Source organism: Rhodoglobus galactosidasius (assembly GCF_054957775.1).
The window spans coordinates 1-26,672 of sequence record NZ_JBQIAV010000006.1 but is presented as its reverse complement, the minus strand read 5'-3'; the positions used below and the strand labels follow the sequence as shown (position 1 = coordinate 26,672).

Below are 26,672 nucleotides of genomic sequence, written 5' to 3'. Positions count from 1 at the left end.
CAATACCTTGCGTAGCAAGGCCTTGCTATGCTTAGGTTTGGAGTCTTTGAGAGTTTTCATGAGTGGGGCAGCAGTGGGCCTCCAGGGGCCTCGGTCCTACAGTGCGACGCACACGTGGATGCTGGACACCCTCGCCGCGCGGGTAATTTCGTATTACGTTAACCATATGAGTATCGGTGAGTCCGTAAGTGGTGTGCCCGTCACGGAAAGGCAGATCGCGGCATGGGCCGCGGAGGCAGACGCCGGGTACGACATCAACAAGCTGAAAGAGCGAGGTCGTGGTCGGCCTGGCCGAGGCGCCGAGCCCTCGCAGGTTGTCGCTGTGCGGCTGACTCCAGATGAGCTCGCAGCAATCGATGCTCGGGCGGCGCGCGAGAACAAGACCCGGTCAGAGGCAATCCGCGACGCATTGACTTCCTACGTCGCGTAAAGGTGCACGATTCTGCGCGTAAGCACGGCATCCCGCCCGAGGATGCAATCCAGGCAGCCACTTGGGCACTCTGGGTCGAAGACCTCGACGACGATTCGCCGGCGCGCCAACTCCGACTGGGATTCGACACTCAGGGAAGACTGCTCGAGACCGTTGTGCCCAGGCCTTGCCCGCGGCACCTGCGATGAACGACCGTGAACTCTGTCTCTGTCACGGTCGGACGTGGGAACGTGAAGATGAGCGCAACGAGTTCGGTACGTTCTTCCGAGTCGGCTCGGATCGCTCTGCATTCTCCCATGTGAACAGTAAAGTTCATTGAGCTCCGCGATTCACCGCCTTGCGGGGAACAGGGTGCGCCGCTAAGGCGCAAGCGTGCGCGCTGCAGGATCTAGCAACTCAGTTCTCGTCCGATAGGTCGTCCTTCGGAGCCGGTCGCTCGCGCGGTGCGAATGAGCCGGTGTTGGATTTGCGTGTGGTCTTTCGGCGTGGAGTGCGAATCGCATCAGCGCGTCGTGAACGGGCCTGGCTGTCTGAAGCCGAGAAACGTAGTTCTGAAGAGGCGCGGAGCATGTTGATGCGATCATCGAGTACTCCAGCCATCTTCTGCTGCTCCGAGGCAGGAATCTGGTGCTTGCTCGCTACCGCTCTCCAAGATTCGGCAGCCGTCACAACGCGGGCGATGCGCTCGCGGCTCTCCACAGCGTTGATGCCGGATGCGGACGCGAGTTCGACCAGGCCTGCCCACTCATCGGCGGCCGCAGTTGCGCCCGCGATAGAGGTTGCTCGAGCCTCGCCTATCGCGGGGTTGGGGTTCACGTCAAAGAGGGGGCTGAGTTTCCAGCCGCCGACGCTGTCGATCAGCCCGTGATTTCGTAGGTGATCGTCGGTGTTGTGCAGGGCGACGTTCAATACTGCACGGTCGAATAGCTCCCGACGGTCCTCGTCGAGCGACGCTGAGTGGTCGGCGAGCTTGTCTGCCAGATCGATGTAGTCACCCGACGCCCCATCTTTCGCTTCCACCATTGTCATGGCACTCATGTAGCCGACGCGGGATTTTCCGGCGCGGTCGAATCGCTCAACGAGAAACACATGCCGGTCGCCTACCTTCACGAGCTGGCGGTGCGGAACAGTGATGCCGGCGAGCTCGGCGAGGTCGAGGGAGAGAGCCTCCCAAGCCATCACATCCCACTCATCGTGTGCGTGCGGAAACTTCGCGATGGCGAGCGCGCCGTTCGCTAAGCGAACGGAGGCTTTCGGGCGTGCGCCGCCGAGTGACGCGGTTCCTGCGGCGAGAAGCATCTTGTACGCCTCGGCGCCGTCGCTATCCGTGGCGACGTCGTCGCTGGCCCGGAGCAGCGCGGGTAGCGCGACGAGTCTCGGCACGTCGGTTCGGGGAGAAAGCATCTCGGAGCTTCCGACCAGTGAGAACTGCAGCGCGCCCTGTCGAGTTTCATCGTTCACGCCGAGAAGGAAATCCACAGCGTCGAACGTGCGTGCTGTTCTGCTTTCTTCCGTGGCCAGCTGGCGTTCCCTACGCGTCAGAAGATTACGGCCCCATCTGTCGGGCGCACTGTCTCCAAATGCTCCCGGCATAGTCGCCACATATTGGTTACCTGAGAACAATGGAAGCGCTGGGTCGATCTGTCGGTTCTTTCGATCCGCGAGGTAGCTGGATTCGTACGTGAACGTCGTCGTGACATTCTGTCGCTCGCGCGTGAAATGCGCTACGCCAGCAAGAATCGGCTGGCCGTCACGGTTCACATGGACTTCGACGTCGGTCATCGAGCGCGCTTCCGATGCAGGAGATCGGCGCGCGCGCGGCCAAGGTCAGTGCGCAGTGGGTCAGCTGCTGTGACGATGCTGTCGAGGATGCCGAGAGCGCGCGCTACTTGCAACGCGCTTTCGAGGTGTACATTGCCTTCACCGCGCTCCAATTTGCGTAGGGTCGGCAAGGAGATACTGGCACGTTCGCAGACCTGCTGAGCGGTCAGCCCTTGCACCATGCGCCACGAGCGCAGATGCTCACCGAAAATCACCTGCTGCTTTTCGATGTTGTACGCCATGATCGCTCCTCAGATAATGCCATCACACTATCATTTACGTGCATTAAATGAAACTGTGGCGGCATTATCAATCATTCCTGCACAGCCCACATTGAGGACTCCTTGAGGGAGAGTGCGAATTGTTTGCCACTGGTGAGATCGACGACGATTCCGGGCCCTGTGCGGAGGATTATCGCTGACCGGCCAGGCATAACCCGGTAACCCCATCCCCCCCCCCAATGCGCTGGTTCCAAGGGCTCGGTGTGCACAGACTCGATGGTCTTAAGAGGCACTGTCTTCAGCGGGATTCCCAGTAGCCAAGTAACTACTTTGAGACCGCGCCAGTCCACTTCTGGTTCCACATCCACCCAGCGATGTGCAATCAGAAACGGAAAGAGACCGTAACCCATTGCCGCTATGAGAAGCACCGGCCACGCACCTACCTGCGGTTCCGCGGTGGCACCGGAAGTGATCGTAGATCCGGCAACCAACAGCCAAGATCCACTCGCCATGCCAGCGGCGAAACCGCTCCAGAGGAATGTCTTACGGCGACTGGCGGCCGCATCCGTACGGAGTGCGAAGGCTGCAATGATGGCCGAGCCGAGGCCCACCAGTCCTAGAAGAAGGATCGCTAACCACGTCGGCCACGTCGAACTCACTCCTCCGCTGTTCCACTGACGTGGCAGATCGGCGGGAAGCTGGCCGTGCCAGATCAGCCAGGTTGTGACCATGATAGCGAGAGGCCCCCAGAGTGTGAGCGCCGCAACGACATCCCGAGCTCGTGCTTGGCCTGAGTTCGGGTTGTGCATCATGAGGTCTCTTCGATCATGTGACGGATCTCCAGCTGGGACAGTCCTAGTTTTCGTGCCTCGGTGCGGAACTGCTCGGCCATTTCCGCTAAGCGCATGAAACCGGGCTCCAGGTCTGGGCGAACCCACGCTCCACGGCCCTGCCTCATCTCAATCATGCGCTCATCGCGCAATTCGCCATAGGCGCGGAGCACGGTGTGCATGTTGATGCCCAACGCGGTAGCCAATTCACGAGCAGTCGGAAGCCGCTCGCCAGGCTTGAGATCGCCCTTCACGATCGCCAGACGCACTTGAATAGCGATCTGCTGGGCAAGCGAAATCGTCGACCCCTGATCTAACCTAAACAACATGTTCTAGATGATAGTAGAACAATCCCTCTCCCGCGCCTGAAATCTAAAACCAACAAAATCTGTTTCGATAGGACGACGCTGGCGGTGTCTTGTGGCCCACGGGTTATAAGACGCTGAGGTTATGCGACACATTCGCTGAGTGGAGTAAAGCTGGGTAAACGCGGGATCCTTGCGCGAGCCCTCACCTGTCAGGGAAGCTTCGAGAAGCTACACGGCCGGCACAATTATTGGTGCTAGGAGTCCGCGAGACTCTCGTTATCCCAAATCAGGATGTCGCCGGGCTGGCAGTCGAGAACTCGACAAATTGAGTCGAGGGTTGAAAACCGGATGGCGCGAGCGCGTCCGTTCTTGAGCACGGCGACGTTGGCGGGGGTGATGCCGACGGCCGTGGCGAAGTCCCCGACCGACATCCCGCGCTCTACAAGCAAGCGGTCGATGAGGATGCGTATTGCCACTACACAACCTCATCCAGCTCGGTTCTCATCAGCACCGTTCGTTTCAACAGCGACCTTAAAACCAAGAGAACGAAGAAGAGTGCGATTCCTACCAAGACGCTCGCCATGATCGCGATCGCGAGCAACGGCGGCCCTGGTATGAAGGCCAGCGTGGATCCCGTCAAGATGGTGGCGAGAATGACACTGATCACGAGCACGTCAACCAGTCGTACCGCGGCTTGAGTGAAGATGCGGTCTCGTCGAATAAAACGGACTAAAACGGCTGTCGATATGAGAATCGTCTCCAAACAAAGGCCAACGGCCAATGCCAGCGTGAGAAGTGGGGTTCGCAGGCTCTGAAATTCTGGATTCTGGTCTGCGATCAAGTCGGATAAGGGAAATAGCCCGACGCAACCAGCAAGAACCAATACGACGAGGAGCCCGATTGCTAGCCAGGTGGCCACTGCTGCTGCCAAGGATGGCGTTCTAATAGTCTGTTGCATCTATCGATCATCGATTGTTATCTATCGAATGTCAATGAGTTCAGTGGGGAGTCGCAACAGAAAACTAACCTCATAGGAATCCAGGAGTTTGCATCGCGCAGACGCTTCTCGCGGCAGATTCCAAACACCGGCAGGCCGTTTCATCAAGCCGGTCCTTCAATGTCTATCCGCTACGGCGTGTACTACCCTTGCCAAATGATGATTCACAAGGCAGTCGCCGTGAGTGTTGACGCGATGATTGAGGACCTCAGGACACTCGTCGAAATCGAGTCTCCATCGCGCGACCTCGACGCCTTAACAGCATCGGCGGAAGCTGTCGCCGCTGTTATCGAGAGCCGCCTAGGCGGGCACGCTGTCCTCATAGACAGTGAAGCCGGGCCGATCGTCCACTGGTCAGGTGGCGGCGATCCCGAAGTGCTGATCCTTGGTCATCATGACACAGTGTTTCCGCTCGGCACCCTTGAACGCCGCCCATTCATGGTCGAAGACGGGCACGCGACCGGCCCAGGGGTCTTTGACATGCTTGGCGGTTTGGTCCAGGCCATTCACGGCCTGGCGACCCTAGATGAACATGAGCGGTCGGGTGTTGAGATCCTTGTGTCCGCTGACGAAGAGGTTGGTTCCGGTGCCTCTCGAGCTCTCATCGAAGAACGAGCCCTTGCGTGTGGCGCTGTACTAGTGATCGAGGGCGCTGCCGATGGCGGCGGCGTGAAGACCGGCCGTAAAGGTTGCGGCACGTTTCGAGTCTCTATCGCTGGCCGGTCATCTCACGCAGGCCTAGAACCCGCAGCCGGGATCAACGCTCTGATCGAAGTATCACATCAGGTGCTTGATATCGCAGCGCTTGATCGGCCCGATATTGGTACGACCGTTACCCCAACCGTGGCGTCAGCAGGAACCGTGGAAAATGTTGTTCCCGCAGAGGCAACCGTCATCGTCGACGTCCGGGTCGAGTCGGTCGACGAGAAAGAACGAATCGAATCTGCGTTCGCAGTACTGGTACCGCATCTCGAAGGGGCACGGATCACGGTTCAGGGAGCTATTAGCCGGCCCCCGATGCCCGAGTCTGCCGCGGCTGGGCTCTTTGCGTTAGCACAGCAGCTGCTTCCCGACCTCGAAAGCAAAACAGTCGGCGGCGGAAGCGACGGCAACTTCACCGCCGCACTCGGAGTGCCAACACTTGATGGCCTCGGAGCAGTAGGGGGCGGTGCCCACGCCGACCACGAATATCTGGTGGTCGGATTCATGGCCGAGAGAGCGAACCTCGTTGCTGGACTAGTGAACGCGATTCGTAGCGCCTGACCTACGCTGCTATTTGAGCTCGATGGCTCGAAGGCTCAGCCAGAGCAAGAGCGTATCGTCGGCGTTCGTCAGGTCGATATTGAATAGTTCACCCGCCCGCCGCAAACGATACCGGAGCGTATTCTGGTGCACCGACAGCGTGTGAGCCGTTGCTGCTGAGTCTCGTGCATGCTCGAGGTAGCAGCTCAGCGTCTTGGCATACTCAGTCCCCGACCGCTTATCGCTCTCTAGCATTTGGCGAGCAGCATCTGAGACCAGCCGAGGGCTTTCACGCAATATCTGCGAAATCTCGAGAAGGGCGAGCTGGCTGCGGGCATCGCGCGCGTTAACGAGCGAGGTGTGTGAGTTGGGTTGCGAGAGCAGCGTAAGACCCAAGTCTGCATCTGTGCGTGAACGGTAGATCTGCTCCGAACCTGTAGCGCGTGTGCCCACACAAATTTTGAGGTCGATCATTAAGGCTACGCCGGAGCGTGCAATCAGTTTTTGAGCCATCGTGCTGACCCGACTGAGGTCGGTTACGGAGGCTCCCGCGAAGAGGGCGTAGACGGTGGTTCCAATGTTCACGCATTCAGCGCTCGGTTGATGGCTTTGGCAGTGCAGTCTGATGAGATCGACGAGGCGTGACATATCGATCTCATTGACCGACTCCGATAGCGCTGGTTGACAGGCCAGCACCACGAACGCTCCCTGTGGTTCACAACCCATCTGGCTGGCGACGAGGTGACTGGATTCGCTGCCCTCAAGCAGGCGGCGCAAAAGTTCTGTGCGTTGAGCACGGGCCAAGTCTGCGCTACTGCGGGCCCGGAGGAGATGGAGGGCTGCGACGTCGGCCGCGCGCTCGATGGCACGTTCCGCATCAGCGGTCAGGGAGCCATTTGCATCTACGACCCAGATCGAACCCAGCGGCTGGGTACCGGCCCGGATGGCGACGGCCAGGCGGCCGAGGGAATCCGGGGCCCGCGGCATGCGGCGTGCTCCATCGGCCCGGAAAAGCTCGGCGTAAACCGATGCGCTACTTTCGATCTGAGGGACTTTGCGTCCCAAGATTCCCGCGCGACGATTGCCATCGATGGGCTGGCCGGCGATCGTCGAATATGCCAGAACGTGCTCTTGCATGTCTTCGATTGCACTGGCTCCACCGGTCATCGCCGCAATGGCATTTGCGAGGGCGAAGAGATCTCCGACGGCAAGATTTGAGTCGGCGCTGTGTGCATCGCTTGTGCTCGCCAGGGCTGAACTGATCAGTGAATCCAGCTGACGCCACTCGATGTCATCGTCAACAGAGAGGAGGTCGATTGACGCTGCAGCGGCGATCTCGGCAAGGTGCGCGAAGCTCACAGAGAACGATTTGATGATGAGCGCATTGAACCCCGCGGCGGCGGCGGCGCGCACCACTTGTGCTGAATCGGGGGCACTGGGGTGAACCCCGATTCCGAGAAGAATTCCCCCGTTACTTGGCCTCAGCGGCGTGAGCGGGTCGAAGAGTCTTGTGCCGGCAACGAGGGGATGCAGCGTGACCTCGGGCGTCTCGAGGCGTAATCCGCAACCATCAAGAATCTGAAGAAGCTCACGAACACCCACTTCGTTGGGGGTTATATTCAGATCAGACATCCCACGAGACTAGCTGGGTTCTTTCCTCCCTCGACTGATCCGTTAGGAAAAGTTTGGCCGGCTCACCCATAGTGCTGCAGCACAGAATATGGGCGCCATTTCTGTGCTCCACGCTAAGGCGCTACGGCTGGAGCTGCGTGACACTTATCGGATGTCGTTCACCGTTGAATCCGATATCGCAGCCGATCAGGCGCGAACTGCTGCCACGCAGGCGGCGCTGCGGGCTGGTGTGCGCATCGTCGATGAGCACGAGATGGACCGATTCCGCGACATTGACGACCTGTTCAAATCAGTGTGGGGTGTTACTTCGGCAGGCAGGCCGATTCCGGCCGAACTTTTGCGCAGCATGAGCCATGGCGGAGCGATTGTCACTGCGGCTTACGACGCCGAGAGCTGGCTCTGTGGGGCAGCGGTATTGATCGGTTCCGCCACAGACGCCTCGGTCTATTCGCTGATCACCGGCGTTCTGCCTCGGGCTATCGAACATGGTGTCGGGTTCGCGATCAAGCAACACCAGAGAGCGGTGGCTTTGGAGCGTGGGATCGATCGGATGCTGTGGACCTTCGACCCCCTGGTCAGCCGGAATGCTCGGTTCAACCTGACCAAGTTGGGTGCCTCATCTACCGGATACATTGACAACTTTTATGGCCAGATGCAGGGGGCGATCAATGCCAACGATGAGAGCGATCGTCTCGTTGCAACGTGGCAGCTCAACTCCGAGAGGGCAATCGCGGCCAGTGAGGGCAGGGTTGTTGACTTTCACCTTCCGGAATTTGGTCCGAGCGATGTACGAACCTTCGGACCAGATGACGCACCCGTTCTCGTTGAGGCGGCTGACTCACTGTGGTGTCGAGTTCCTCGCGACATTGTTGCCGTCCGGCAGCAGAACCCAGAACTTGCCGCGGAGTGGCGCAGCTGCATCCGAACCGCCCTATCAACAGCCTTTGCTTCCGGGCATGGTGCCAGCTGGGTTTCACGAGACGGCTGGTACCGGCTCACTAAAGGAGGAGAACAGTGAAGATCGAGAACATTGAACTACGGCGGATTGTCATGCCGCTCGTGCGCCCCTTTCGAACATCCTTCGGATCGGTTTCTGAACGAGAAATGATCGTTGCGCGGGTCACTACTGCTGATGCCGAGGGTTTCGCAGAGTGTGCTTCTGAAACCTACCCGCTGTACAGCTCAGAGTTTCTTGACGGTTGTGACCTGGTGATCCGGGATCACCTCGTGCCGCGACTGCAGGCAATGGGCGATGCCCTGACTGCCGAGAAGGTGGCGACGGCGCTTGCACCGGTGAAGGGGCATCCGATGTCGAAAGCTGTTCTCGAGACGGCGATTCTCGACGCGCAGCTCAAAGAAACGGGAGTCTCGTTCGCGCAACATTTGGGTGCGATCCATGACACGGTGCCTGCTGGTGTCTCGGTCGGAATCATGGACTCGATCGACGAACTGCTCGACGCCGTTGGAGGCTACCTCGACGAAGGCTATTTGCGCATCAAGCTGAAAATCGAACCCGGCTGGGATCTCGAACCAGTGCGGGCCGTACGTGAGCGTTTTGGCGACGACATGCTGCTTCAGGTCGACGCCAATACCGCATACACGTTGGCGGATGCTCGCCACCTAGCGTTGCTAGACCCATTCGATCTGCTTCTGATGGAACAGCCGATGGAGGAAGACGACATCCTGGGCCACGCACGCCTAGCAACGCTGATTTCCACGCCAATCTGCCTTGACGAATCGATCGAGTCAGCCCGAGATGCTGCAGCCGCGATCACTCTCGGCGCCTGCAGCATCATCAATGTGAAGCCGGCACGGGTGGGTGGCTATTTCGAAGCCCGCCGCATCCACGATGTTGCGGCCGCCCACGGAGTGCCGGTCTGGTGTGGTGGGATGCTCGAAACGGGGATCGGTCGCGCCGCGAACGTTGCCCTTGCCGGGCTGCCAAACTTCGTTCTCCCCGGTGATACTTCAGCGTCGAGTCGCTACTACGAACAAGACCTGACTGCTCCTTTTGTGCTGGAAGACGGGCACCTTCGAGTGCCGACCGGTCCCGGTATCGGTGTCGAGATACTGCCCGGCGTGTTGGATGCCGTCACTGTTTCGACCACAGAGATTTCCTTCTGATCATCGCTTTTCACCCAAGGGGCCCTAGACCCCGTGCACCGCGGCGAACTTCGCCACCATCGAAAGGAATCAGTATGAAACACATCACACGCCCGATCTTCGCGCTCGTCGCGGTCGGAGCACTGGCTCTCACCGCAGGGTGCAGCACCGGCGCCGGCAGCGGCAGTGGCGGCAATTCCGACGAACCCTCTGTCGGTGGCCTTCCGATGACCGTCATGACCGAGTTCAGCACCGACATCGACGAGGATGCGGCCGCCCTTCTTCCTCAGGACGTTCTTGACCGTGGCAAGATTCGTATCGCCATGGGTGTGCCGTATCCGCCATTCGTGGCGTACGGCGATGACGACAAAATCATCGGTGTCGACGTCGACATGGTGGCGGCGCTCAGCGCCAAGCTCGGTATTCCCTTCGAAGTGAATCACCAGGTTTTTGAGTCGGTGATTCCGTCGCTGCAATCCGATCGTCACGACGTCATTATGATGGGCATGAACGATTCGCAGGAACGGCAGGGAACCCTCAACTTCGTTGAGGAGATCAACGCTGGTTTTGCCATTGTTGTGGAGAAAGGCAACCCCGAGAACATCACCACTCTGATGGATCTCTGCGGCCACAGCGTGTCAACGCAAAAGTCCACGGTGCAGGCTGAACTGCTTGAGAACCTCAAGGGTGACTGTGAAGCGGCTGGCTCTGACGGCATCGACGTGCAGGGTCTTCCTGTAGCGCAGGATGCCCAGACTGCTCTGCGTGCGGGTCGAGTTCAGGCTTACGTTGTCGACGCACCTGTTGCTGCCTTCACTGTTGCAACCGCCGGTGATGGCGAGTACTTCGAGATGGTGGCTGACCCGGAGAACCCGCAGGGCTTCAACCCCGTTTACACCGGTTTTGCCCTTCTCAAGGAGCGCACGGAACTGACCGATGCGCTGCAGGCTGCAATGCAGGATCTGATGGATGAAGGCATCTACCAGGACATTCTCGACACCCACGGCATGGGTTCGCTGGCCCTCGATGAGGCGCTCGTGAACGCAGCAACGAACTAACAACAAGGGAACCCCATGGCGCAAGCACCCCCCAACAAGGAGTTCGACAATTTCGTTCAACCGTTACGTCGCCCCGGTAGGTGGGTCGCCGCCGCAGTACTGATCTTCTTCTTCGTGGCGTTCGCTCAGGCGATCGCCACGAATGAGAACATCGATTTCCCGACAATCGGGGAGTACCTCTTCAACAGTCGTATCCTCTCGGGTGTGCAAATCACTGTGACTGTCACGATTATCGCGATGCTCAGCGCGGCGATACTTGCTGTGCTTCTCGCCGCGATGCGGCTATCGGGAAACCCAGTATTCGTGGTCTTCTCGGCCCTCTATGTGTGGGCTTTTCGTGGCACACCGCTACTGGTGCAGATTGTGATCTGGGGCTATCTCGGACTCATCTTCGAGAAGATCAGCATCGGTATTCCGTTTACCGACATCGTCTTCTTCTCGGTCGATACGAACACCCTGGTCTCGGCTTTCGTGGCTGGCATTCTCGCGTTGACCCTCAACGAGGCGGCGTACTCGGCGGAGATTGTGCGTTCTGGAATGCTGTCCGTCGATGAGGGGCAGCGTGAGGCCGCGGCTTCGCTCGGGATGAGCCCGAGGTATTGCTTCGTGAAGATCCTTCTTCCGCAGGCAATGCGCGTAATCATTCCGCCGATGGGCAACCAGCTCATCTCGATGATTAAGAACACGTCATTGCTCTCCCTTATCGCGGTCCTTGAGCTGTACACGCAGGCAACCCAGATTTCGGCACAGAACCTACGCCAGGTCGAGCTGCTCATCGTTGTCAGCATTTGGTATCTCGCGCTGGTGACGATTCTGTCGGTTCCGCAGTATTACCTCGAGCGCTACTTTGGCCGGGGGAGCACAAAGAATCAACCACTCGGTCCGCTTCAACGGGTGCGCGAGGTCACCGGATCCATTCAAATACAGCGCCAACGACAGCGTCAGAGCAAGAAGTTGGGACGTAAATAATGTCTGAGAATCGTACAGTCGAGCTCGATGATGATGCCCTCGTGCAACTCCGTGGCGTGAGAAAGCGTTTCGGATCCTTAGAGGTACTGAAAGGCATCGATATGGATGTGCGGGCCGGTGAAGTTACCTGCCTGCTTGGCCCATCGGGCTCCGGCAAATCAACACTCCTGCGCTGCATCAATCATCTCGAACGAATCGATGGTGGCCGCATCACCGTCGATGGAGAGCTGGTGGGCTACCGGGAGAAGAGTGGCGTGCTTCATGAGATGCATCCGCGTGACATTGCACGCCAGCGCCAGAAGATCGGGATGGTCTTTCAGAAGTTCAACCTCTTTCAACACAAGACGGCGATCGAGAACATCATGGAGGCGCCTGTCGGTGTCGCACGTCGTCCGAAAGACGAGGCGCGCGCGGAAGCGTTCGAGTTCTTGGAGCAGGTCGGTTTGCGTGAGTGGGCAAATCACTACCCGGCGCAACTTTCTGGCGGCCAACAGCAGCGCATTGCGATTGCGCGTGCTCTAGCGATGCATCCGAAAATCATGCTCTTCGATGAGCCGACCAGCTCTCTCGACCCAGAGCTCGTTGGCGACGTTCTTGGCGTTATGAGAGAGCTAGCTGATGCCGGCACAACGATGGTTGTGGTGACGCATGAAGTGGGCTTTGCCCGCAGCGCTGCCGACACCGTCGTGTTTATGGATGACGGTGTCGTCGTCGAGAGTGGCGAGCCGAGCTTCGTCTTCGATAACCCGCAGAATCCGCGTACGCGCGGGTTTCTCCACAGCGTGCTCTGAGCGATGACACTTGTTGCTCCGCGGCGAATCGTCGCGACTGAACAGAAACGAGGGGCGCTTCTGCTCCGTGAGGCGCGCATCGCGGGATTCACTTCGCTGGTTGATCTACGACTCGACAATGGTGTCATCGCCGCGATAGAGCCGGCACGCGAATTGGTGGGCTTCAGCGATGAACGCGAAGTGCATCTTGACGGAAGGTTCGTTATTCCCGGGCTGTGGGATCATCACGTGCATTTCACCCAGTGGGCGCTGGCATCCCGCCGGCTCGATCTGCAGAGTGCAGCATCCGCGTCAGAAACCGTAGCGATCGTCGCGCAACATGTGAAGGCGAAGGATGCCGGGCCGGGCAGCCGAAGCGGAGTCTCACCGGGGGAACTCATTGTGGGTTTCGGGTTTCGTGACGCGCTGTGGGCGGATGCGCCGAACCGACAACTTCTCGACGCCGCCAGCGCCACGCATCCGGTGGTGCTGGTGAGTGGCGACCTTCACAGCTGCTGGCTGAACTCGGCGGCACTCGTCGAGCGCGGCATGGAGGATCACTCGACGGGCCTACTCCGTGAGGCGGACTGCTATCCCATACTTGCGGGGCTAGACGCTGTCGACGTGGACACTCTCGATACTTGGGTGAGTGAGGCTGCCGATGCGGCGGCACGGCGTGGCGTCGTGGGGGTTGTCGACCTCGAGATGGCGTGGAACGTGGAACCGTGGTTGCGGCGCATTAAAGCGGGCCAGACGTCGCTTCGGGTTGCGTTCGGTATTTACACGCCAGACTTGGAGCGTGCTATCGCAGAGGGATATCGCACCGGAGACATCATCCCGGACACGAACGGTCTGTTGACTGTTGGGCCGTTCAAAGTTCTCACCGATGGTTCGCTGAACACTCGCACGGCTTTCTGTTTTGAGGACTACGCCGGCGCTGAAGCTGGTGAGCAAGGCCGCGGAATGCTTGTCACGCCGCCTGAAGAACTCCTTCCGCTCTTGCGGATGGCCACACAGGCGGGGATCGTCCCGGCCGTCCATGCCATCGGTGATCACGCCAATACGCTTGCGCTCGACGCTTTCGAAACGATCGGTGCCGTGGGGTTTATCGAACATGCTCAACTTCTTGATCGGTCGGATATTCCGCGCTTTGCCAGGCTTGGTGTTGTGGCCAGCGTGCAACCGGAGCATGCAATGGATGACCGCGATGTGGCTGATCTCCTGTGGGCAGGCCGAACCGAGCGCGCTTTCGCACTCGGTAGCCTCTTGCGGGCCGGAGCCACGCTCGTTCTCGGCTCTGACGCGCCGGTCGCACCACTCGATCCCTGGATGACAATCGCCTCAGCGGTAGGGCGAAGTCGAGACGGACGCGAGCCCTGGCATGCTGGCGAGGCAATATCGCGCGAACAGGCAATCGCAGCGTCTACGCTCGGGAGAGAACAACTCGCTGTTGGCCAGGTGGCCGACCTCGCTGTGCTGGATTTCGACCCCTATTCCTGCACTGTGGAGCAGTTGCGGGGGATGGCCGTGGCCGCCACTATTTTGGGAGGCCAATTCAGCTACGACGGTCTATAGAGACTTCACCACGTCTTTATCCCGAAGACGTGAGAGTCGGCCGGAGAATCCCCGAGTTCGCGTGGGACGGTGACGGTCACCTCTCTGGGGGCGGGAGGCTGTATCCGGACTCTTTGATTATTGCCGCCAAATTATCTGTAATCCGCCAACCCCGTAGTGATCCGCGTCTGGATACCGTGTCTATCATCCCGCATCGCGACATTCTCCCTCTAAGTTCGGGCGACTGATATTTGCGGAGTGCTCTTCGTGGTGTTCCCTGTACCTGACTCGAACTCTCGTGGCGTCGCATGTCTCGAAACCCATAGTTGGCCTCAAGGGGTCGTTGCAACACCTAATCGATTGGGGTTGTTGTGATGGCGGGAAATTTGGAGTCGAAGAGATGTCTCACCCACCGCGCAACTTTTCTGCGAGACCGCGAATCTCTGCGAGACGCGGCTTCTTACAACTACGTCTCATAGCTAAACACCCGATTTTTGGTAGTCACTGTTAGTTACGCGACGCTCTGCACGGCAGAGGAAATCGCGTTGCGCGTGCGCAGGATGTGAGCGCCAGGGGCCGACAGAAAGTTACTCGCGCACCGAAACCGTCACGGTGAACTTGCTGTTGCGTCCGGCCCGGTGGGTGGGGCCGACGGTGCGGTTCAGATAGTCGCGATACCCGAGGTGCGTATTGAAAACTACCCACAGTTCTCCGCCCGGTTTGAGGACGCGGCGGGCGTCAGCCAGCATCCGCAGTGCGACACCGGCATGAACGGTTGCCCCACTGTGGAACGGCGGATTGCACACGATCAGGTCAGCGCTGGCCGTTGGGCGTTCGGTGAGGGCATCTTCGCGCACGGCTTCCACGCGAGCGCCGAAACCGTTGGCCTCAGCGGTTTCTTGAGTTGAGGCGACAGCGGCGATGGACTGATCGATCGCGACCACCTGCAGGTTGGGGCGGGCAAGAGCGAGCGACGCGGCGAGCACTCCGGTGCCGCTGCCGAGATCGATTGCGGCGACAGCATCCGCCTTCATCTCGGGCAAGAAAGTCAACAAGAAGCGGGTGCCGAGGTCGAGCGTAGCACCAGCAAAAGCGCCACCGTGCGCGCTGACGACAAGTTCGTCGGCCGGAATCTCAGGCTCGCGCAGCACCGAGGTCACCGGGTAACGTGGCTCTTCCGTTGAGCGCTGCACCCCAACGGCAGTCAGAGAACGAGACTTTTGGCGGGCACGCCCTGCCGACACGTCGTTAAAGGACCGAGCGAGAACCTCGTTCATCGCGAGCGTCATGTGCTTGATACGTCCACCGGCAATCACGGTCACATCGGACGCCGCATGGCGAGCAATCGCCTGGGCCCACTCATCAAGCTCAGCCAGGCTGCGCGGCAACTGCATCAACACCAACCGGGCGCCGGTCAGCAGCGAGCCGTTGAGTGTGTGCGACTGATAGTTATCTGCCAGCTCGCCGGCGTTCGACGCAAGAGCGAGTTCACCGACGAGCGAGTCTTGGAACACACGGATGCCGCGGCATCCATTCAACGCAGCCGCCCCGAGCGTGAGGGCGCCGTAGTTGTCGCCCATCACGACAAGCTCGCCAGCCTGCAAATCTGCGATCAGGGGCTGTGCCTCGTCGAGGATCAGCCGATCGCTCGCGTCAACCGCAAATAGGTTGGGAGCTTCGATGTCTGGCCAGCGCCGTAGCGAACCGAAGAGGTGGTCAGACATGGGCACTCTTTCGATTACGCGGTACCGCACGCATCGGCGTGAAGCTGTGGGGCAATCGTAACGGAGTGACTCGGCGGTTGAGCGGCCTCGGCACTAGTGAGACCACCCAACCCCGGAACCTAGTTGTAGCCCCGCGTGATCTGGGGCTCGTCAACGCACAGAGGGCATTCCTCTATATGTGCCGACGGGATGCAGTTGCACATCAGCTATTCGGTACGAGCGTGTACTTAGTGGAGAGATACTCGTGGATACCCTCCGAGCCACCTTCGCGACCGATACCGGACTGCTTGACACCGCCGAAGGGGGCGGCTGCGTTGGAGATCACACCAACGTTGAGTCCCATCATTCCGGTGTCGAGGGCATCAATCATCCGGTTTCCCCGAGCCAAACTTTCGGTGAACACGTAGGAGATCAGACCATATTCGGTGTCGTTGGCGATCTTCACGGCGTCAACTTCGTCGGTGAACTCAACGATCGAGACAACCGGTCCGAAGATCTCTTCACGCAGGATGTCGCTGTCGGCCGGAACGCTTGAGACGATCGTGGGCTCATAGAAGCTTCCATCGCCCTCAACGCGCTTGCCGCCAGCGACGAGAGTCGCGCCGCGCTTCACAGCATCCTGAACCAGCTCGTCTGCTTTGTCGACAGCCTTGTCGTTGATGAGGGGGCCGATGTTGACGCCGTCTTCGGTGCCGCGACCGATCTTCATGTCAGCAACGCGGGCCGCTACCTTCTCGGCGAATTCGGCGGCAACCGAGCTGTGCACGATGAAGCGGTTGGCTGCCGTGCAGGCCTGACCGATGTTGCGGAACTTCGCTGCGATCGCGCCATCCACAGCCTTGTCGAGGTCAGCATCGTCGAAGACAACGAACGGGGCGTTGCCGCCGAGTTCCATCGACGTGCGCAGAACGTTTTCGGAAGCCTGCTTGATGAGTGCCTTACCCACCGGGGTAGACCCGGTGAACGACAGCTTGCGCAGGCGCGAGTCGGCGATGATCGGCTCCGACACAGCAGACGAACTCGAAGTCGTCACAACGTTGAGCACACCGGCGGGAAGGCCGGCCTCTTCGAAGAGTTTTGCGAGGAACAGGGTGCTGAGAGGAGTGAGCGCTGCAGGCTTCACGACGACAGTGCATCCGGCGGCCAGCGCCGGAGCAATCTTGCGGGTCGCCATCGCGAGCGGGAAGTTCCACGGAGTGATCAGAAAGCTGGGCCCAACCGGACGCTGCGACACAATCATGCGACCGGTACCTTCAGGCGTGGCGCCGAAGCGACCCGAAATGCGCACGGCCTCTTCGCTGAACCAGCGCAAGAATTCGCCGCCATAGGTCACTTCGCCGTTGGCCTCCGCGAGCGGTTTGCCCATCTCGAGCGTCATCAGCAGGGCGATGTCATCACGGTGCTTCTGCACGAGATCGAACGTGCGGCGCAGAATCTCGCCACGCTCACGAGCGGGGGTTGCAGCCCACGCATCCTGAGCAGCAACGGCTGCGTCAAGTGCCCGCATTCCATCGTCGGCTGAGGCATCCGAAATGCTGCGGATGACCTTGCCAGTAGCGGGGTCGGTTACGTCGAGGGTTTTGTCGCCTGATGCTGCGACCCATTCGCCACCAATGAAGAGCTGGTTCGGTACGGTCGCGAGGAGCTGGGTTTCGGTGGAGTTAGTCATGGGGTGTGCACCTTCCGTGGTGATGAAATCTGTAAGTCAGTCAAACAGCGCTAGCTGAACTTCGGCTTGGTACTGCATGGAGCAGTGCTGTGTGGGGCAGTGCTGTGTGAGCTAAGGCGGTGAACTAAGCCTTGGCGAGAGCGTCGCGAACGACGTCGAGACCGTCAGCGATGAGCTCATTGGAGATTGATAGCGGCGGAAGGAAGCGGATGACGTTTCCGAAGGTTCCGCAGGTCAGCACGATGACGCCGGCGGCGTGCGCTGCAGCCGCAACCTTCGAGGTGAGCGCTGCGTCTGGTTCCTTCGTGGCGGGGTCGATGATTTCCATGGCGATCATTGCGCCACGGCCTCGTACGTCTCCGATGCGGGGGTCGCCGGCGCGGAGTCCGTTGAGGCGGCCGCGGAAGATGGTTCCGATTTCGCGGGCACGGTCGATGGCGCCGCTCTCTTCGAAGGTGCGGATAGTGGCGAGTGCTGCGGCACAGGCGATGGGGTTTCCCCCGTAGGTTCCGCCGAGTCCACCAACGTGGGCGGCATCCATGACATCGGCGCGGCCCGTGACTGCTGAGAGGGGGAGGCCGCCGGCGATGCCCTTGGCGGTGACCATGATGTCGGGTACGAGGTCTTCGTGGTTGGAAGCGAAGAGGTCTCCGGTGCGTGCGAATCCGGTCTGCACTTCGTCGGCGATGAAGATCACGTTGTTCGCGGTTGCCCACGCGCTGAGCGCTGGGAGGAATCCGGGGGCGGGCTCGATGAATCCGCCTTCTCCCTGGATGGGCTCGATGATGATGGCAGCGAGGTTGGCGGCGCCGACCTGCTTTTCGATCTGCAGAATTGCGCGGGCGGCAGCTTCTTCGCCGCTGATTCCACCGTCGCGGAACGGGTACGACATGGGTGCGCGGTAGATCTCTGATGCGAAGGGGCCGAAGCCGCTCTTGTACGGCATCGACTTGGCGGTGAGGCCCATCGTGAGGTTGGTGCGCCCGTGGTAGCCATGATCGAACGCGACGACGGCCTGCTTGCCGGTGAAGTAGCGGGCGACCTTGATTGCGTTCTCGACGGCTTCGGCGCCGGAGTTAAAGAGGGCGGTTCGCTTTTCGTGGCTGCCCGGGGTAATTTCGTTGAGCTTCTCGGCGACCTCGATGTAGCTTTCGTAGCCGGTGACCATGAAGCAGGTGTGAGTGAACTGGGCTACCTGCTGGGTGACGGCTTCGACAACGGCGGGGGCCGCGTTGCCGACACCGGTCACGGCGATACCGGAACCAAAGTCGATGAGGGTGTTGCCATCGACGTCGCGCACGACGCCGCCGCCTGCTGCTTCAACGAACACGGGAAGGGTGATTCCGATTGCTGCGGCAACCGACTGCTTCTTGCGCTCGAGGAGCTCAAGCGAACGGGGCCCGGGAATCGCCGTGACCAGCTCGCGCTTCTGCGTGAGGGTGGGGCCGCCGATCGGGGCCGTGGGGGCGAGTGCGGAAGTAGTCATGGCCACCGATCCAATCTGTGAAGAATTCGTTTGGATCAACGTAGTCTCTGGATGCCGCCGGCAATAGACCCACAATGGCAACTTAGATCGCACATAGTGCCAGAATGGCACGAGGAGGTTTCACAATGCCAACACCGGTTTGGGACATCGTCTCGACGCCGCAATTGGCGTTGCGCGCGCTAACCCCACAAGAGACTTTCGACCGGTCGGTGAACTGGGTACACAATTCCGATCTCGACGACCCGACCCCGTTCCTGGCCGAAGGTCAATTGCTGCTGACGACCGGTCGCCAGTTCGTCGACAACCCCGACGCCGACTTCGTCGCCTACGTCGCCCGGCTCGCCGCGGCGGGGGTCGCAGCGCTCGGATTCGGAACCGAAGTAATCACCCACGGCGTTCCCGAGCAGCTCATCGACGCCTGCGCTGCGGCCGGCTTGCCGCTCTTCGAAGTGCCGTACCGAATCCCATTCATCGCCATCAGCCGACTCGTTGCCGACAACGAAGCCGAACAGACCCGGGCAGAATTCGACCGCGCGCTTGCGGCCCAGAATGACATCGCTCGCGCTGCTGTCGGCAAAGGCCGCCTCAGCGCGGCAACCGCACGAGCCGCCGAACACCTCGACTGCCAGGTGTGGATCTTCGATGCCGATGGAGAAATCGTGAGCGACCGTGCCGAAGGAAGCGCGCCAGACTGCCCTCCCGACATCCGCTCCTCGGTGAACGAGCTTCTCGACCGGGCCAGCCGCGCACGCGTCGCCGATGACACCCCAGATGAGCACCGCATCGTGCAGACCTTGGGGCCGAGCGGCCAGCTGTGTGGCGCCGTGGCGTGGTCACGCAGCAGCGAATTCGGTGACCTTGATCGCTCGGTCATGACAGTGCTTGCGGCGCTCGCCGAAGTCTCGCTCGAACAGACCGAGAACCTGCGAGTCGGCCACCGCGCGATTCTCGAACAACTATTTCAACTCCTGAAAGACGGCCGCGTCGACAGTGTGCGTCGCGCAGTGCGAGTCGCTGGCATCACTCTTCCGACTGACTATTTTGCGGTGGCAGCCCTCGACCTCGGCGGCACCAGCGCGAACGTTCGCGACGTGCTCGAGCGTCGCGCTGCCCGGCCCGAGAGCAGATTCTTTGCGGTCTCGGATGGTCGGCACCTGCTCGTGCTCATCGACGCGAGTCAGCTCGCCGCCGAGCGCCGGTTTTTCGAAATCAACGGCCTCACGGTTGGGCTCTCCGCCGAAGTCGGTTGGGCAGAATTGACCGTCGCCATCACCCAGGCCGTGCGATCACTCGAAGCCGCACCCCCGGGCAGCGTCACCGAGTTCGACAGCCTCGTCGGGGAGAGTTTCTTCGGGCTCCTTGCGTCGAGTTCCGTCGCCGATATTGCCCACGCGCGACTCGCGAGCGTCATCGATTCGGATGAAGGATTGGGGCTGCTGCGGTTCGCGCAAGTGTGGCTTCGGCACAACGGTCAGTGGGATCCGGCGGCACGGGAGTTGGGCATCCACCGGCACGGTCTCAAGACGCGGATGCAGCGGCTCGCCGAGCTCACAAATTTGGGCCTAGACACCTTCCAAGGACGAGCCGAATTGTGGGCGATGTTGGCGGCAATTGACCTCAACGAAAAGCCGTAACGGCTAGGGCTGAAGCCTCGCTCGAAAAAGTCTGACTTCCCCCTCACAGGATTTCGCATGTAGCCTACGAACAATTCTCGGCGGCGTCGCCGGACATTCTCAAGCAGCGAGGAACCTCTCATGAAGACCTACCAATTGATCAATCCCTACACTGGTGAAGCGGGCACGGAACACCCCGCTGCGAGCGACAAAGTTGTCGAGCAGATCGTCGCCGCAGCACACTCCGAGTACGCGAACGGATCGCGCCGTGATCAGGTAAAAGAGCGCGCTGCAATTGTTACCCGGGTTGCCGATCTGTTGGTCGAACGCGCGGCCGAATTCGGCGACATCATCGTGCGTGAAATGGGCAAGCCGCTGGCTCAGGCGGTTGGAGAAGTTGAGTTCTCGGCCGACATTTTCCGCTATTTCGCCGACAACGCCGAAGAGTTCTTGGCCGACGAACAAATTCCCGCTGGAGCGGGCACCGCCTGGATCCGTAAGAGCCCCATCGGGCCCATCTTGGGCATCATGCCGTGGAACTTTCCGATCTATCAGATCGCACGATTTGCCGGCCCCAACATGGTGCTCGGCAACCCCGTCTTGGTGAAGCCAGCAGAGCAGTGCCCCGAGTCATCGGCAGCGCTCGAAAAGCTCATTCGCGATGCTGGGATGCCGGTCGGCGGATACCAGAACCTGCTCGCCGATAACGACCAAATTGCGAAAATAATTGACGACCCCCGCATCCAAGGAATCTCGCTCACTGGCTCAGAGCGCGCCGGAAGTATCGTGGGTGCTGCCGCCGGTGCGAGCCTCAAGAAGAGCGTGCTTGAACTGGGAGGCTCTGACCCGTTCATCCTGATGTCGACCGACGATATGGATGTCACGGTCGAGGCTGCAGTTGCTGCCCGAATCGACAACAATGGACAGGCCTGCAACGGTGCGAAGCGATTCGTTGTGCTCGACTCCCTCTATGAAGAGTTCGCCGAAAAGTTTAGTGCCGCGATGGGTGCTATCACCGTTGGTGACCCGATGGATGAGAGCACTGAGTTGGGCCCGCTTTCATCGGAGGCTGCGGCCAAGAATCTTGAAGAGCAGGTTGCTGAAGCGGTTGCGGCTGGCGCGACCCTTCGCGTCGGTACAGGCAAGCGCGATGGCACCAAGTTTGCGCCTGCCGTTCTTGAGAACATCAGCCCCGAGAACCCTGCCTACAGCACCGAATTCTTCGGGCCGGTGGCTCAACTTCACCGCGTGAGCAGTGAAGCAGAGGCAATCGAGCTTGCCAACGCAACGCCGTTCGGTCTTGGCTCCTACGTGTTCACGACGGATGCCGACCAGGCCGACCGCATCGCCGACGGCATCGACGCTGGCATGGTTTACATCAACGAGGTGGGGGCGGATGCTCCCGAGCTGCCATTCGGTGGAGTCAAGAACTCCGGCACCGGTCGCGAGCTTGGCGCTCACGGTGTTGACGAGTTCATGAACCGCAAGCTGGTCAAGCGCCCCTAGTGTCTCGCCACTGAAGTTACCAACTTACAGCGCTCACTCAAGAAGCTGATTTACTCTCGCTGCGAGAGGGGAGTGCACATGGGCATGACTGGGCTAAGTCGAGCGCTGCGTCCGCAGCATGCTCTTCTGCATAGCCTCATACTCACTGTGTTAGTCGTCACGGGTGTGGTTCTTGCGCTCGTAGCTATGCACTCGCTGAGCCTCGACCATAGTTCGACCGCGATGAGCAGTTCCGCGTCGCAGCACGACGGTGCAATGGCTCTTGTTCCTAGTGCCTCGGCGAGTCCAGATGCATGCGGTGGGTCGTGCGCCCCGGAGCATTCGATGATCGTGATGGGCTGCATCCTCGCACTTGTCGGTGCCGTGCTTGTTGGTGCTCGAATCCGCGCAATTGCGGGCTGGCGTCCTGTTCGGCGCGTGATTGCGTCGTTCGCCGCGACGCTCGCATTTTTACCCTTACCTGAACCGCCTTCGCTCCACGTTCTTTCAATCAGTAGGACCTGATTCCGCCCGCTCTGGTGCGACCAACGCTGGATGCTCGGCGGCGGCCCAAACAGGCGGCAACACCGGCGAAAACTCGGCGCAATCCTCGAGACTTTCTAGCCTCGATTGATGCTGCAGAAAACCCTGCGAAAGATACCCCCATGGGTACATATGAAACGGCGAGGGTGAGCCGGTTTGCTTGCCCCGCCGACGGAGAAAAGGAATCGAAATGAGCATTGGTAACCACGAATCTAAAGATCACCAAAACGAGGGGAGCGAGTCGGGCGCCCATAGCCAACGGCGCATGTACTTGTTGTTTGTCGCGATGATCCTCACGTCTACGACGGCGATGTTCCTTCTCACCTATACGAACAACTTCAGCATCGACCATGTTCGCTGGAGCGAGGAACGCTTTTATATGGCGCTACTCATGGGCTCGGCGATGGCAATCATCATGTTGATTTTCATGTGGGTGATGATGTACCGCAATGTGAAGGTCAATATTGCGATCATTCTCGTCGCACTTGTGCTCGGTGGCTCGGCGTTGGGCCTCTCCCGTTCACAGGTGTTGGTAGAGGACGTTGCCTACATGGATGGAATGATCCCGCATCACTCGATCGCCATTCTCACCAGCACGCGCGCGAACCTCGATGATGTGCGGGTTCGCGAACTTGCCGACGGAATCATTGACGCTCAGGAGAAAGAGATAGCCGAGATGAAGTGGCTCATTGATGACATCGCGGCGAACGGCAAGGCAACAACCCAGGAGGAAGCAGACGCGCGACCGGTCCCGGCGTTCTAGGGCTCGGCACACACTGGTTAGGGCTGCGCGTTCTCCGCAAGGGTGCGCGCAGCCACTGCCCGCCGTTTCTGGCCGCGGTTGTCGACACCACCCTCGCAGCGCGGGTGAACTCGGAGTTGTTCCCTGTGAGCACGCTGCGTTCGCCTAGCCACGAGTCCGCTCGCCGGTATAAACTTGAGTCGTCTTAACTCAACTTTTGTGGAGGGTTTGCAATGGCAAACATGCAGGGGGCCCCGAGCTCTGATGAAGAGCAACAAAGTGCTCTGGAACGATACGGCGTCAATCTCACTGAAATCGCGCGCAGCGGCAAGCTCGACCCCGTAATCGGGCGAGATGCCGAGATCCGCCGCGTTAGCCAAGTGTTGACTCGGCGCACCAAAAACAACCCGGTGCTCATCGGCGAACCCGGTGTCGGCAAGACTGCTGTAGTCGAAGGCCTCGCGCAGCGCATCATCGCCGGCGACGTCGCCGACTCGCTTAAGGGCAAACAACTCATCTCGCTCGACCTTGCTGCTCTCGTGGCCGGCGCAAAGTACCGCGGTGAATTCGAAGAGCGACTCAAGGCAGTGCTCAAGGAGATCAAAGAGTCTGACGGTGAGGTCATTACCTTCATCGACGAGCTTCACACCCTCATGGGAGCCGGTGGTGGCGAAGGCTCTGTCGCGGCATCCAACATGCTTAAGCCGATGTTGGCGCGCGGTGAGCTCCGCCTGATCGGTGCAACCACTCTCGACGAATACCGCCAGTACATCGAGAAAGATGCCGCACTCGAACGACGCTTTCAGCAAGTATTCGTGGGTGAGCCATCCGTTGAAGACACCGTCGCAATCTTGCGCGGCCTGAAGGAGCGCTACGAAGCGCACCACAAGGTCGCGATCGCAGATTCGGCGCTCGTTGCTGCCGCAACCTTGAGCAATCGCTACATCTCCGGGCGCAAGCTTCCCGACAAGGCCATTGACCTGATCGATGAAGCAGCCAGCCGTCTCAAGATGGAGATTGACTCCTCACCGGTGGAGATCGATCAGTTGAAGCGTGCCGTTGATCGGCTCCGCATCGAAGAATTGGCTCTCAAGAAAGAGAAAGACGACGCCTCTAAAGCTCGCCTGGCGAAACTGCGCGAAGATCTTGCAGTTCAGGGAAAACAGCTGAGCGAACTTGAAGCGCGCTGGAAGATCGAAAAGTCGAGCCTCACGGGCGTCGGTGAACTCAAAACTCGGCTCAACGATGCTCGCATTGAGCTCGACCGCGCCATGCGCGACGGTGAATATCAGAAGGCATCCAAGCTTAACTACGAGACCATTCCCTCCATCGAGGAAGCCATCGCAACGGCAGAAAGCAACGAGCCGACCGGCCCACGCATGGTCAACGACCAGGTGACCGAAGAAGACATTGCCGCAGTCGTTGCCGCGTGGACCGGCATCCCTGTTGATCGGCTCACTGAGGGCGAAACGGAAAAGCTGCTGCACCTCGAAGCGGAACTGGGCAAGCGACTCATCGGCCAACGAGAAGCGGTGCAAGCCGTCTCCGAAGCCGTACGTCGAACTCGTGCGGGAATCTCCGACCCCGACAGGCCCACCGGTTCATTCCTGTTTCTCGGCCCCACCGGCGTCGGAAAGACTGAACTCGCGAAGGCGCTCGCTCAGTACCTCTTCAACGACGAGAAAGCCCTCGTCCGCATCGACATGAGCGAGTACGGCGAGAAGTTCTCGGTCTCAAGACTCGTCGGCGCCCCTCCCGGCTACATCGGCTTTGAGCAGGGCGGTCAACTGACCGAAGCCGTGCGACGTCGGCCGTATTCGGTGATTCTGCTCGATGAGGTTGAGAAGGCGCATCCAGAAGTCTTCGATGTTCTCTTGCAGGTGCTCGACGACGGGCGCCTCACTGATGGCCAGGGTCGCACAGTCGATTTCCGCAACGTGATTCTGATCCTGACGAGCAACTTGGGCAGCCAGTTCATTACCGAGCAGGCACTGCCGTGGGAGGCCCGCAAGGACGCTGTGCACGACCTGGTGCGCAAGTCGTTCAAGCCAGAATTCATCAACCGACTCGACGACATTGTGGTGTTCCAGCCGCTCTCGACCGATGACCTCAGCCAGATCGTTGAGCTCGACATCGATCGGCTCAGCAAGCGCCTCGTTGACCGCAGGCTCGAATTGGCGGTGACTCCGGATGCTCGCACCTGGCTTTCTGAGCGTGGCTACGACCCGATTTATGGGGCGCGTCCGCTGCGCAGACTCATGCAGCGCGAGATCGACGACAGGCTCGCCAAGGCTCTGCTCGCCGGCGATATTCGCGACGGAGACACTGTGCTTGTGGCGCTCGCCTCAGATGGCAACGCTCTGGTTGTGACTCGGATGCAGGCTGACGGCAGTTAGAGAACACCAGAAAAGTAATGGCTGGCCGCGTAGCTAATTGGCTGTGCTGCCGGGCTCGAATAGCTACAGGAACATCGGCCGATCGTCATCGTTCTCGGTGTCGACCGCGAGGTCAACGACGACGGGAACGTGGTCGCTTGGGCCATCGCCTTTGCGCTCTTCGCGGTCGATGGATGCTTCGGTCACGAGCTCATCAAACTGGGGAGAGCCCATGATGAAGTCGATGCGCATACCCTCGTTGCGCGGAAAACGCAGGCGTTGGTAGTCCCAGTAGGTGTAGCCCTCGATGCCGCGACTGCGCAGTGCGTCGATGAGGCCAGCGGTTTCGAATGCTCTAAATGCTGCGCGCTCGGCATCGCTCACATGGGTCCTGCCTTCGAACGCGCCGATATCCCACACGTCGATATCGAACGGTGCAATATTGAAGTCGCCCATCAGCGCGAGGGGCTGTTCGGGGTTGTCGCGCATCCACTTGCTGGTTTGCTCGGCTAGGTTGGCGAGCCACTGGAGCTTATATGGGTAGTGCGGGTTGTCGAGCTCACGACCGTTGGGAACGTAGAGGCTCCACAGGCGCGTGCCTTCAACGGTGACCCCGATAGCGCGTGCCTCGATGGGGATGGTGCCGTCATCGAGAGGCTTGCCAAAGCCGGGTTGCGTGTCGAAACCGACGGTTACGTCTTCCATGGGAAGTCGGCTTGCGAAGGCAACACCGTTCCACTGGTTCAGGCCATGAAGCTCAACCTCGTAGCCCGCTTCGACGAACGCGTCGTGCGGAAACTGTTCGGGTTTGCACTTAATTTCTTGCATTGCCAGAACGTCAATATCTTCACGAAGCATCCAGTCGACAACGCGACTGACGCGGGTTCGAATCGAGTTCACGTTCCATGTAGCAATACGCATACGTCAACGCTAATCGTTCTACCCCCGGATTGGGCGACGACAGCGGTCGAAGCGCGGGTTATAGGCCAAAACGTGTGGATGGGATCTTGATCTGACCATATGAATACTGGGCAAGAGCGAGGTTGTCATACTCGGTGACCCTTAGGTGTGCCGAACTCTCTCAACTCGACCCGTTGTCT

Annotated in this window: 24 protein-coding genes; 13 read left to right on the top strand and 11 right to left on the bottom strand. The window is 59.8% G+C overall.

What is annotated here, in order from left to right:
* Window positions 1-166: 166 nt before the first annotated feature.
* Window positions 167-430: a ribbon-helix-helix domain-containing protein gene (locus ACTJJW_RS08945; protein WP_462643917.1), complete on the top strand. Its 264-nt coding sequence runs from the start codon at window positions 167-169 to the stop codon at window positions 428-430.
* A 396-nt stretch (window positions 431-826) separates the two neighbouring features.
* Here the strand turns inward: ACTJJW_RS08945 and ACTJJW_RS08940 are convergent, their stop codons facing one another.
* From ACTJJW_RS08940 to ACTJJW_RS08915, 6 genes are all read right to left on the bottom strand, one after another.
* Window positions 827-2,212, bottom strand: a complete 1,386-nt coding sequence (locus tag ACTJJW_RS08940) for a type II toxin-antitoxin system HipA family toxin (protein ID WP_462643916.1) — start codon at window positions 2,210-2,212, stop codon at window positions 827-829.
* Entirely contained in the window at window positions 2,209-2,493 is a 285-nt protein-coding gene (locus ACTJJW_RS08935; RefSeq protein WP_462643914.1) for a helix-turn-helix domain-containing protein, read from the bottom strand. Before ACTJJW_RS08935 ends, ACTJJW_RS08940 begins: the two co-directional genes overlap by 4 nt.
* Window positions 2,494-2,564: 71 nt before the next feature.
* Complete coding sequence (locus ACTJJW_RS08930) at window positions 2,565-3,284, bottom strand: hypothetical protein (protein WP_462643912.1); 720 nt, start codon at window positions 3,282-3,284, stop codon at window positions 2,565-2,567.
* Window positions 3,281-3,631, bottom strand: coding sequence for a GntR family transcriptional regulator (locus tag ACTJJW_RS08925; protein ID WP_462643910.1), 351 nt, complete (start codon window positions 3,629-3,631; stop codon window positions 3,281-3,283). Before ACTJJW_RS08925 ends, ACTJJW_RS08930 begins: the two co-directional genes overlap by 4 nt.
* A 233-nt stretch (window positions 3,632-3,864) precedes the next feature.
* Window positions 3,865-4,086, bottom strand: coding sequence for a helix-turn-helix domain-containing protein (locus tag ACTJJW_RS08920; RefSeq protein ID WP_462643908.1), 222 nt, complete (start codon window positions 4,084-4,086; stop codon window positions 3,865-3,867).
* A complete protein-coding gene (locus tag ACTJJW_RS08915; RefSeq protein ID WP_462643907.1) occupies window positions 4,086-4,568 on the bottom strand; it encodes a DUF2975 domain-containing protein in 483 nt (160 codons plus the stop codon). The genes ACTJJW_RS08920 and ACTJJW_RS08915 overlap by 1 nt, the downstream gene beginning before the upstream one ends.
* A gap of 195 nt (window positions 4,569-4,763) precedes the next feature.
* Between ACTJJW_RS08915 and ACTJJW_RS08910 the strand changes: the two genes are divergently transcribed.
* Window positions 4,764-5,870 carry a M20 family metallopeptidase gene (locus ACTJJW_RS08910; RefSeq protein WP_462643905.1) on the top strand — a complete coding sequence of 369 codons (1,107 nt, stop codon included), beginning with the start codon at window positions 4,764-4,766 and terminating at the stop codon, window positions 5,868-5,870.
* 9 nt (window positions 5,871-5,879) lie between these two features.
* Here ACTJJW_RS08910 and ACTJJW_RS08905 read toward each other — a convergent pair whose 3' ends face one another.
* Window positions 5,880-7,481: a PucR family transcriptional regulator gene (locus ACTJJW_RS08905; protein WP_462643903.1), complete on the bottom strand. Its 1,602-nt coding sequence runs from the start codon at window positions 7,479-7,481 to the stop codon at window positions 5,880-5,882.
* Window positions 7,482-7,632: 151 nt separating this feature from the next.
* Between ACTJJW_RS08905 and ACTJJW_RS08900 the strand changes: the two genes are divergently transcribed.
* The 6 genes from ACTJJW_RS08900 (at window position 7,633) to ACTJJW_RS08875 (ending at window position 13,956) form a co-directional block, all read left to right on the top strand.
* A complete protein-coding gene (locus tag ACTJJW_RS08900) occupies window positions 7,633-8,499 on the top strand; it encodes a hypothetical protein (RefSeq protein ID WP_462643902.1) in 867 nt (288 codons plus the stop codon).
* On the top strand, window positions 8,496-9,605 hold the full coding sequence (gene menC / locus ACTJJW_RS08895) for an o-succinylbenzoate synthase (RefSeq protein ID WP_462643900.1): 1,110 nt from the start codon (window positions 8,496-8,498) through the stop codon (window positions 9,603-9,605). Before ACTJJW_RS08900 ends, menC begins: the two co-directional genes overlap by 4 nt.
* A 74-nt stretch (window positions 9,606-9,679) precedes the next feature.
* Window positions 9,680-10,642, top strand: a complete 963-nt coding sequence (locus ACTJJW_RS08890; RefSeq protein ID WP_462643898.1) for an ABC transporter substrate-binding protein — start codon at window positions 9,680-9,682, stop codon at window positions 10,640-10,642.
* A 15-nt stretch (window positions 10,643-10,657) separates the two neighbouring features.
* Window positions 10,658-11,611 carry an amino acid ABC transporter permease gene (locus ACTJJW_RS08885; protein WP_462643896.1) on the top strand — a complete coding sequence of 318 codons (954 nt, stop codon included), beginning with the start codon at window positions 10,658-10,660 and terminating at the stop codon, window positions 11,609-11,611.
* Entirely contained in the window at window positions 11,611-12,402 is a 792-nt protein-coding gene (locus tag ACTJJW_RS08880) for an amino acid ABC transporter ATP-binding protein (protein WP_462643894.1), read from the top strand. The genes ACTJJW_RS08885 and ACTJJW_RS08880 overlap by 1 nt, the downstream gene beginning before the upstream one ends.
* A 3-nt stretch (window positions 12,403-12,405) precedes the next feature.
* Window positions 12,406-13,956, top strand: a complete 1,551-nt coding sequence (locus ACTJJW_RS08875; RefSeq protein WP_462643893.1) for an amidohydrolase — start codon at window positions 12,406-12,408, stop codon at window positions 13,954-13,956.
* Window positions 13,957-14,522: 566 nt separating this feature from the next.
* On the opposite strand, the gene ACTJJW_RS08870 is transcribed toward ACTJJW_RS08875, so the two are convergent.
* The 3 genes from ACTJJW_RS08870 to gabT all read right to left on the bottom strand — a co-directional run bounded on the left by ACTJJW_RS08870 (window position 14,523) and on the right by gabT (window position 18,814).
* Complete coding sequence (locus tag ACTJJW_RS08870; protein ID WP_462643891.1) at window positions 14,523-15,659, bottom strand: class I SAM-dependent methyltransferase; 1,137 nt, start codon at window positions 15,657-15,659, stop codon at window positions 14,523-14,525.
* Between the two features lie 202 nt (window positions 15,660-15,861).
* Window positions 15,862-17,328 (bottom strand): NAD-dependent succinate-semialdehyde dehydrogenase, encoded by a 1,467-nt coding sequence (locus ACTJJW_RS08865; protein ID WP_462643889.1) that lies wholly within the window; start codon window positions 17,326-17,328, stop codon window positions 15,862-15,864.
* Window positions 17,329-17,452: 124 nt separating this feature from the next.
* Entirely contained in the window at window positions 17,453-18,814 is a 1,362-nt protein-coding gene (gene gabT / locus ACTJJW_RS08860; protein ID WP_462643887.1) for a 4-aminobutyrate--2-oxoglutarate transaminase, read from the bottom strand.
* Window positions 18,815-18,939: 125 nt separating this feature from the next.
* On the opposite strand from gabT, the gene ACTJJW_RS08855 reads away from it, so the two are divergent.
* The 5 genes from ACTJJW_RS08855 to ACTJJW_RS08835 all read left to right on the top strand — a co-directional run bounded on the left by ACTJJW_RS08855 (window position 18,940) and on the right by ACTJJW_RS08835 (window position 25,593).
* Window positions 18,940-20,448 (top strand): helix-turn-helix domain-containing protein, encoded by a 1,509-nt coding sequence (locus ACTJJW_RS08855; RefSeq protein WP_462643885.1) that lies wholly within the window; start codon window positions 18,940-18,942, stop codon window positions 20,446-20,448.
* A gap of 120 nt (window positions 20,449-20,568) precedes the next feature.
* Window positions 20,569-21,933, top strand: a complete 1,365-nt coding sequence (locus ACTJJW_RS08850; protein ID WP_462643884.1) for an NAD-dependent succinate-semialdehyde dehydrogenase — start codon at window positions 20,569-20,571, stop codon at window positions 21,931-21,933.
* A gap of 78 nt (window positions 21,934-22,011) precedes the next feature.
* Complete coding sequence (locus tag ACTJJW_RS08845) at window positions 22,012-22,437, top strand: DUF6153 family protein (protein ID WP_462643883.1); 426 nt, start codon at window positions 22,012-22,014, stop codon at window positions 22,435-22,437.
* 208 nt (window positions 22,438-22,645) lie between these two features.
* Window positions 22,646-23,218, top strand: coding sequence for a DUF305 domain-containing protein (locus tag ACTJJW_RS08840; protein ID WP_462643881.1), 573 nt, complete (start codon window positions 22,646-22,648; stop codon window positions 23,216-23,218).
* Between the two features lie 212 nt (window positions 23,219-23,430).
* Window positions 23,431-25,593 carry an ATP-dependent Clp protease ATP-binding subunit gene (locus tag ACTJJW_RS08835; protein ID WP_462643879.1) on the top strand — a complete coding sequence of 721 codons (2,163 nt, stop codon included), beginning with the start codon at window positions 23,431-23,433 and terminating at the stop codon, window positions 25,591-25,593.
* A 63-nt stretch (window positions 25,594-25,656) separates the two neighbouring features.
* On the opposite strand, the gene ACTJJW_RS08830 is transcribed toward ACTJJW_RS08835, so the two are convergent.
* Complete coding sequence (locus tag ACTJJW_RS08830; RefSeq protein WP_462643877.1) at window positions 25,657-26,493, bottom strand: exodeoxyribonuclease III; 837 nt, start codon at window positions 26,491-26,493, stop codon at window positions 25,657-25,659.
* Window positions 26,494-26,672: the final 179 nt, after the last annotated feature.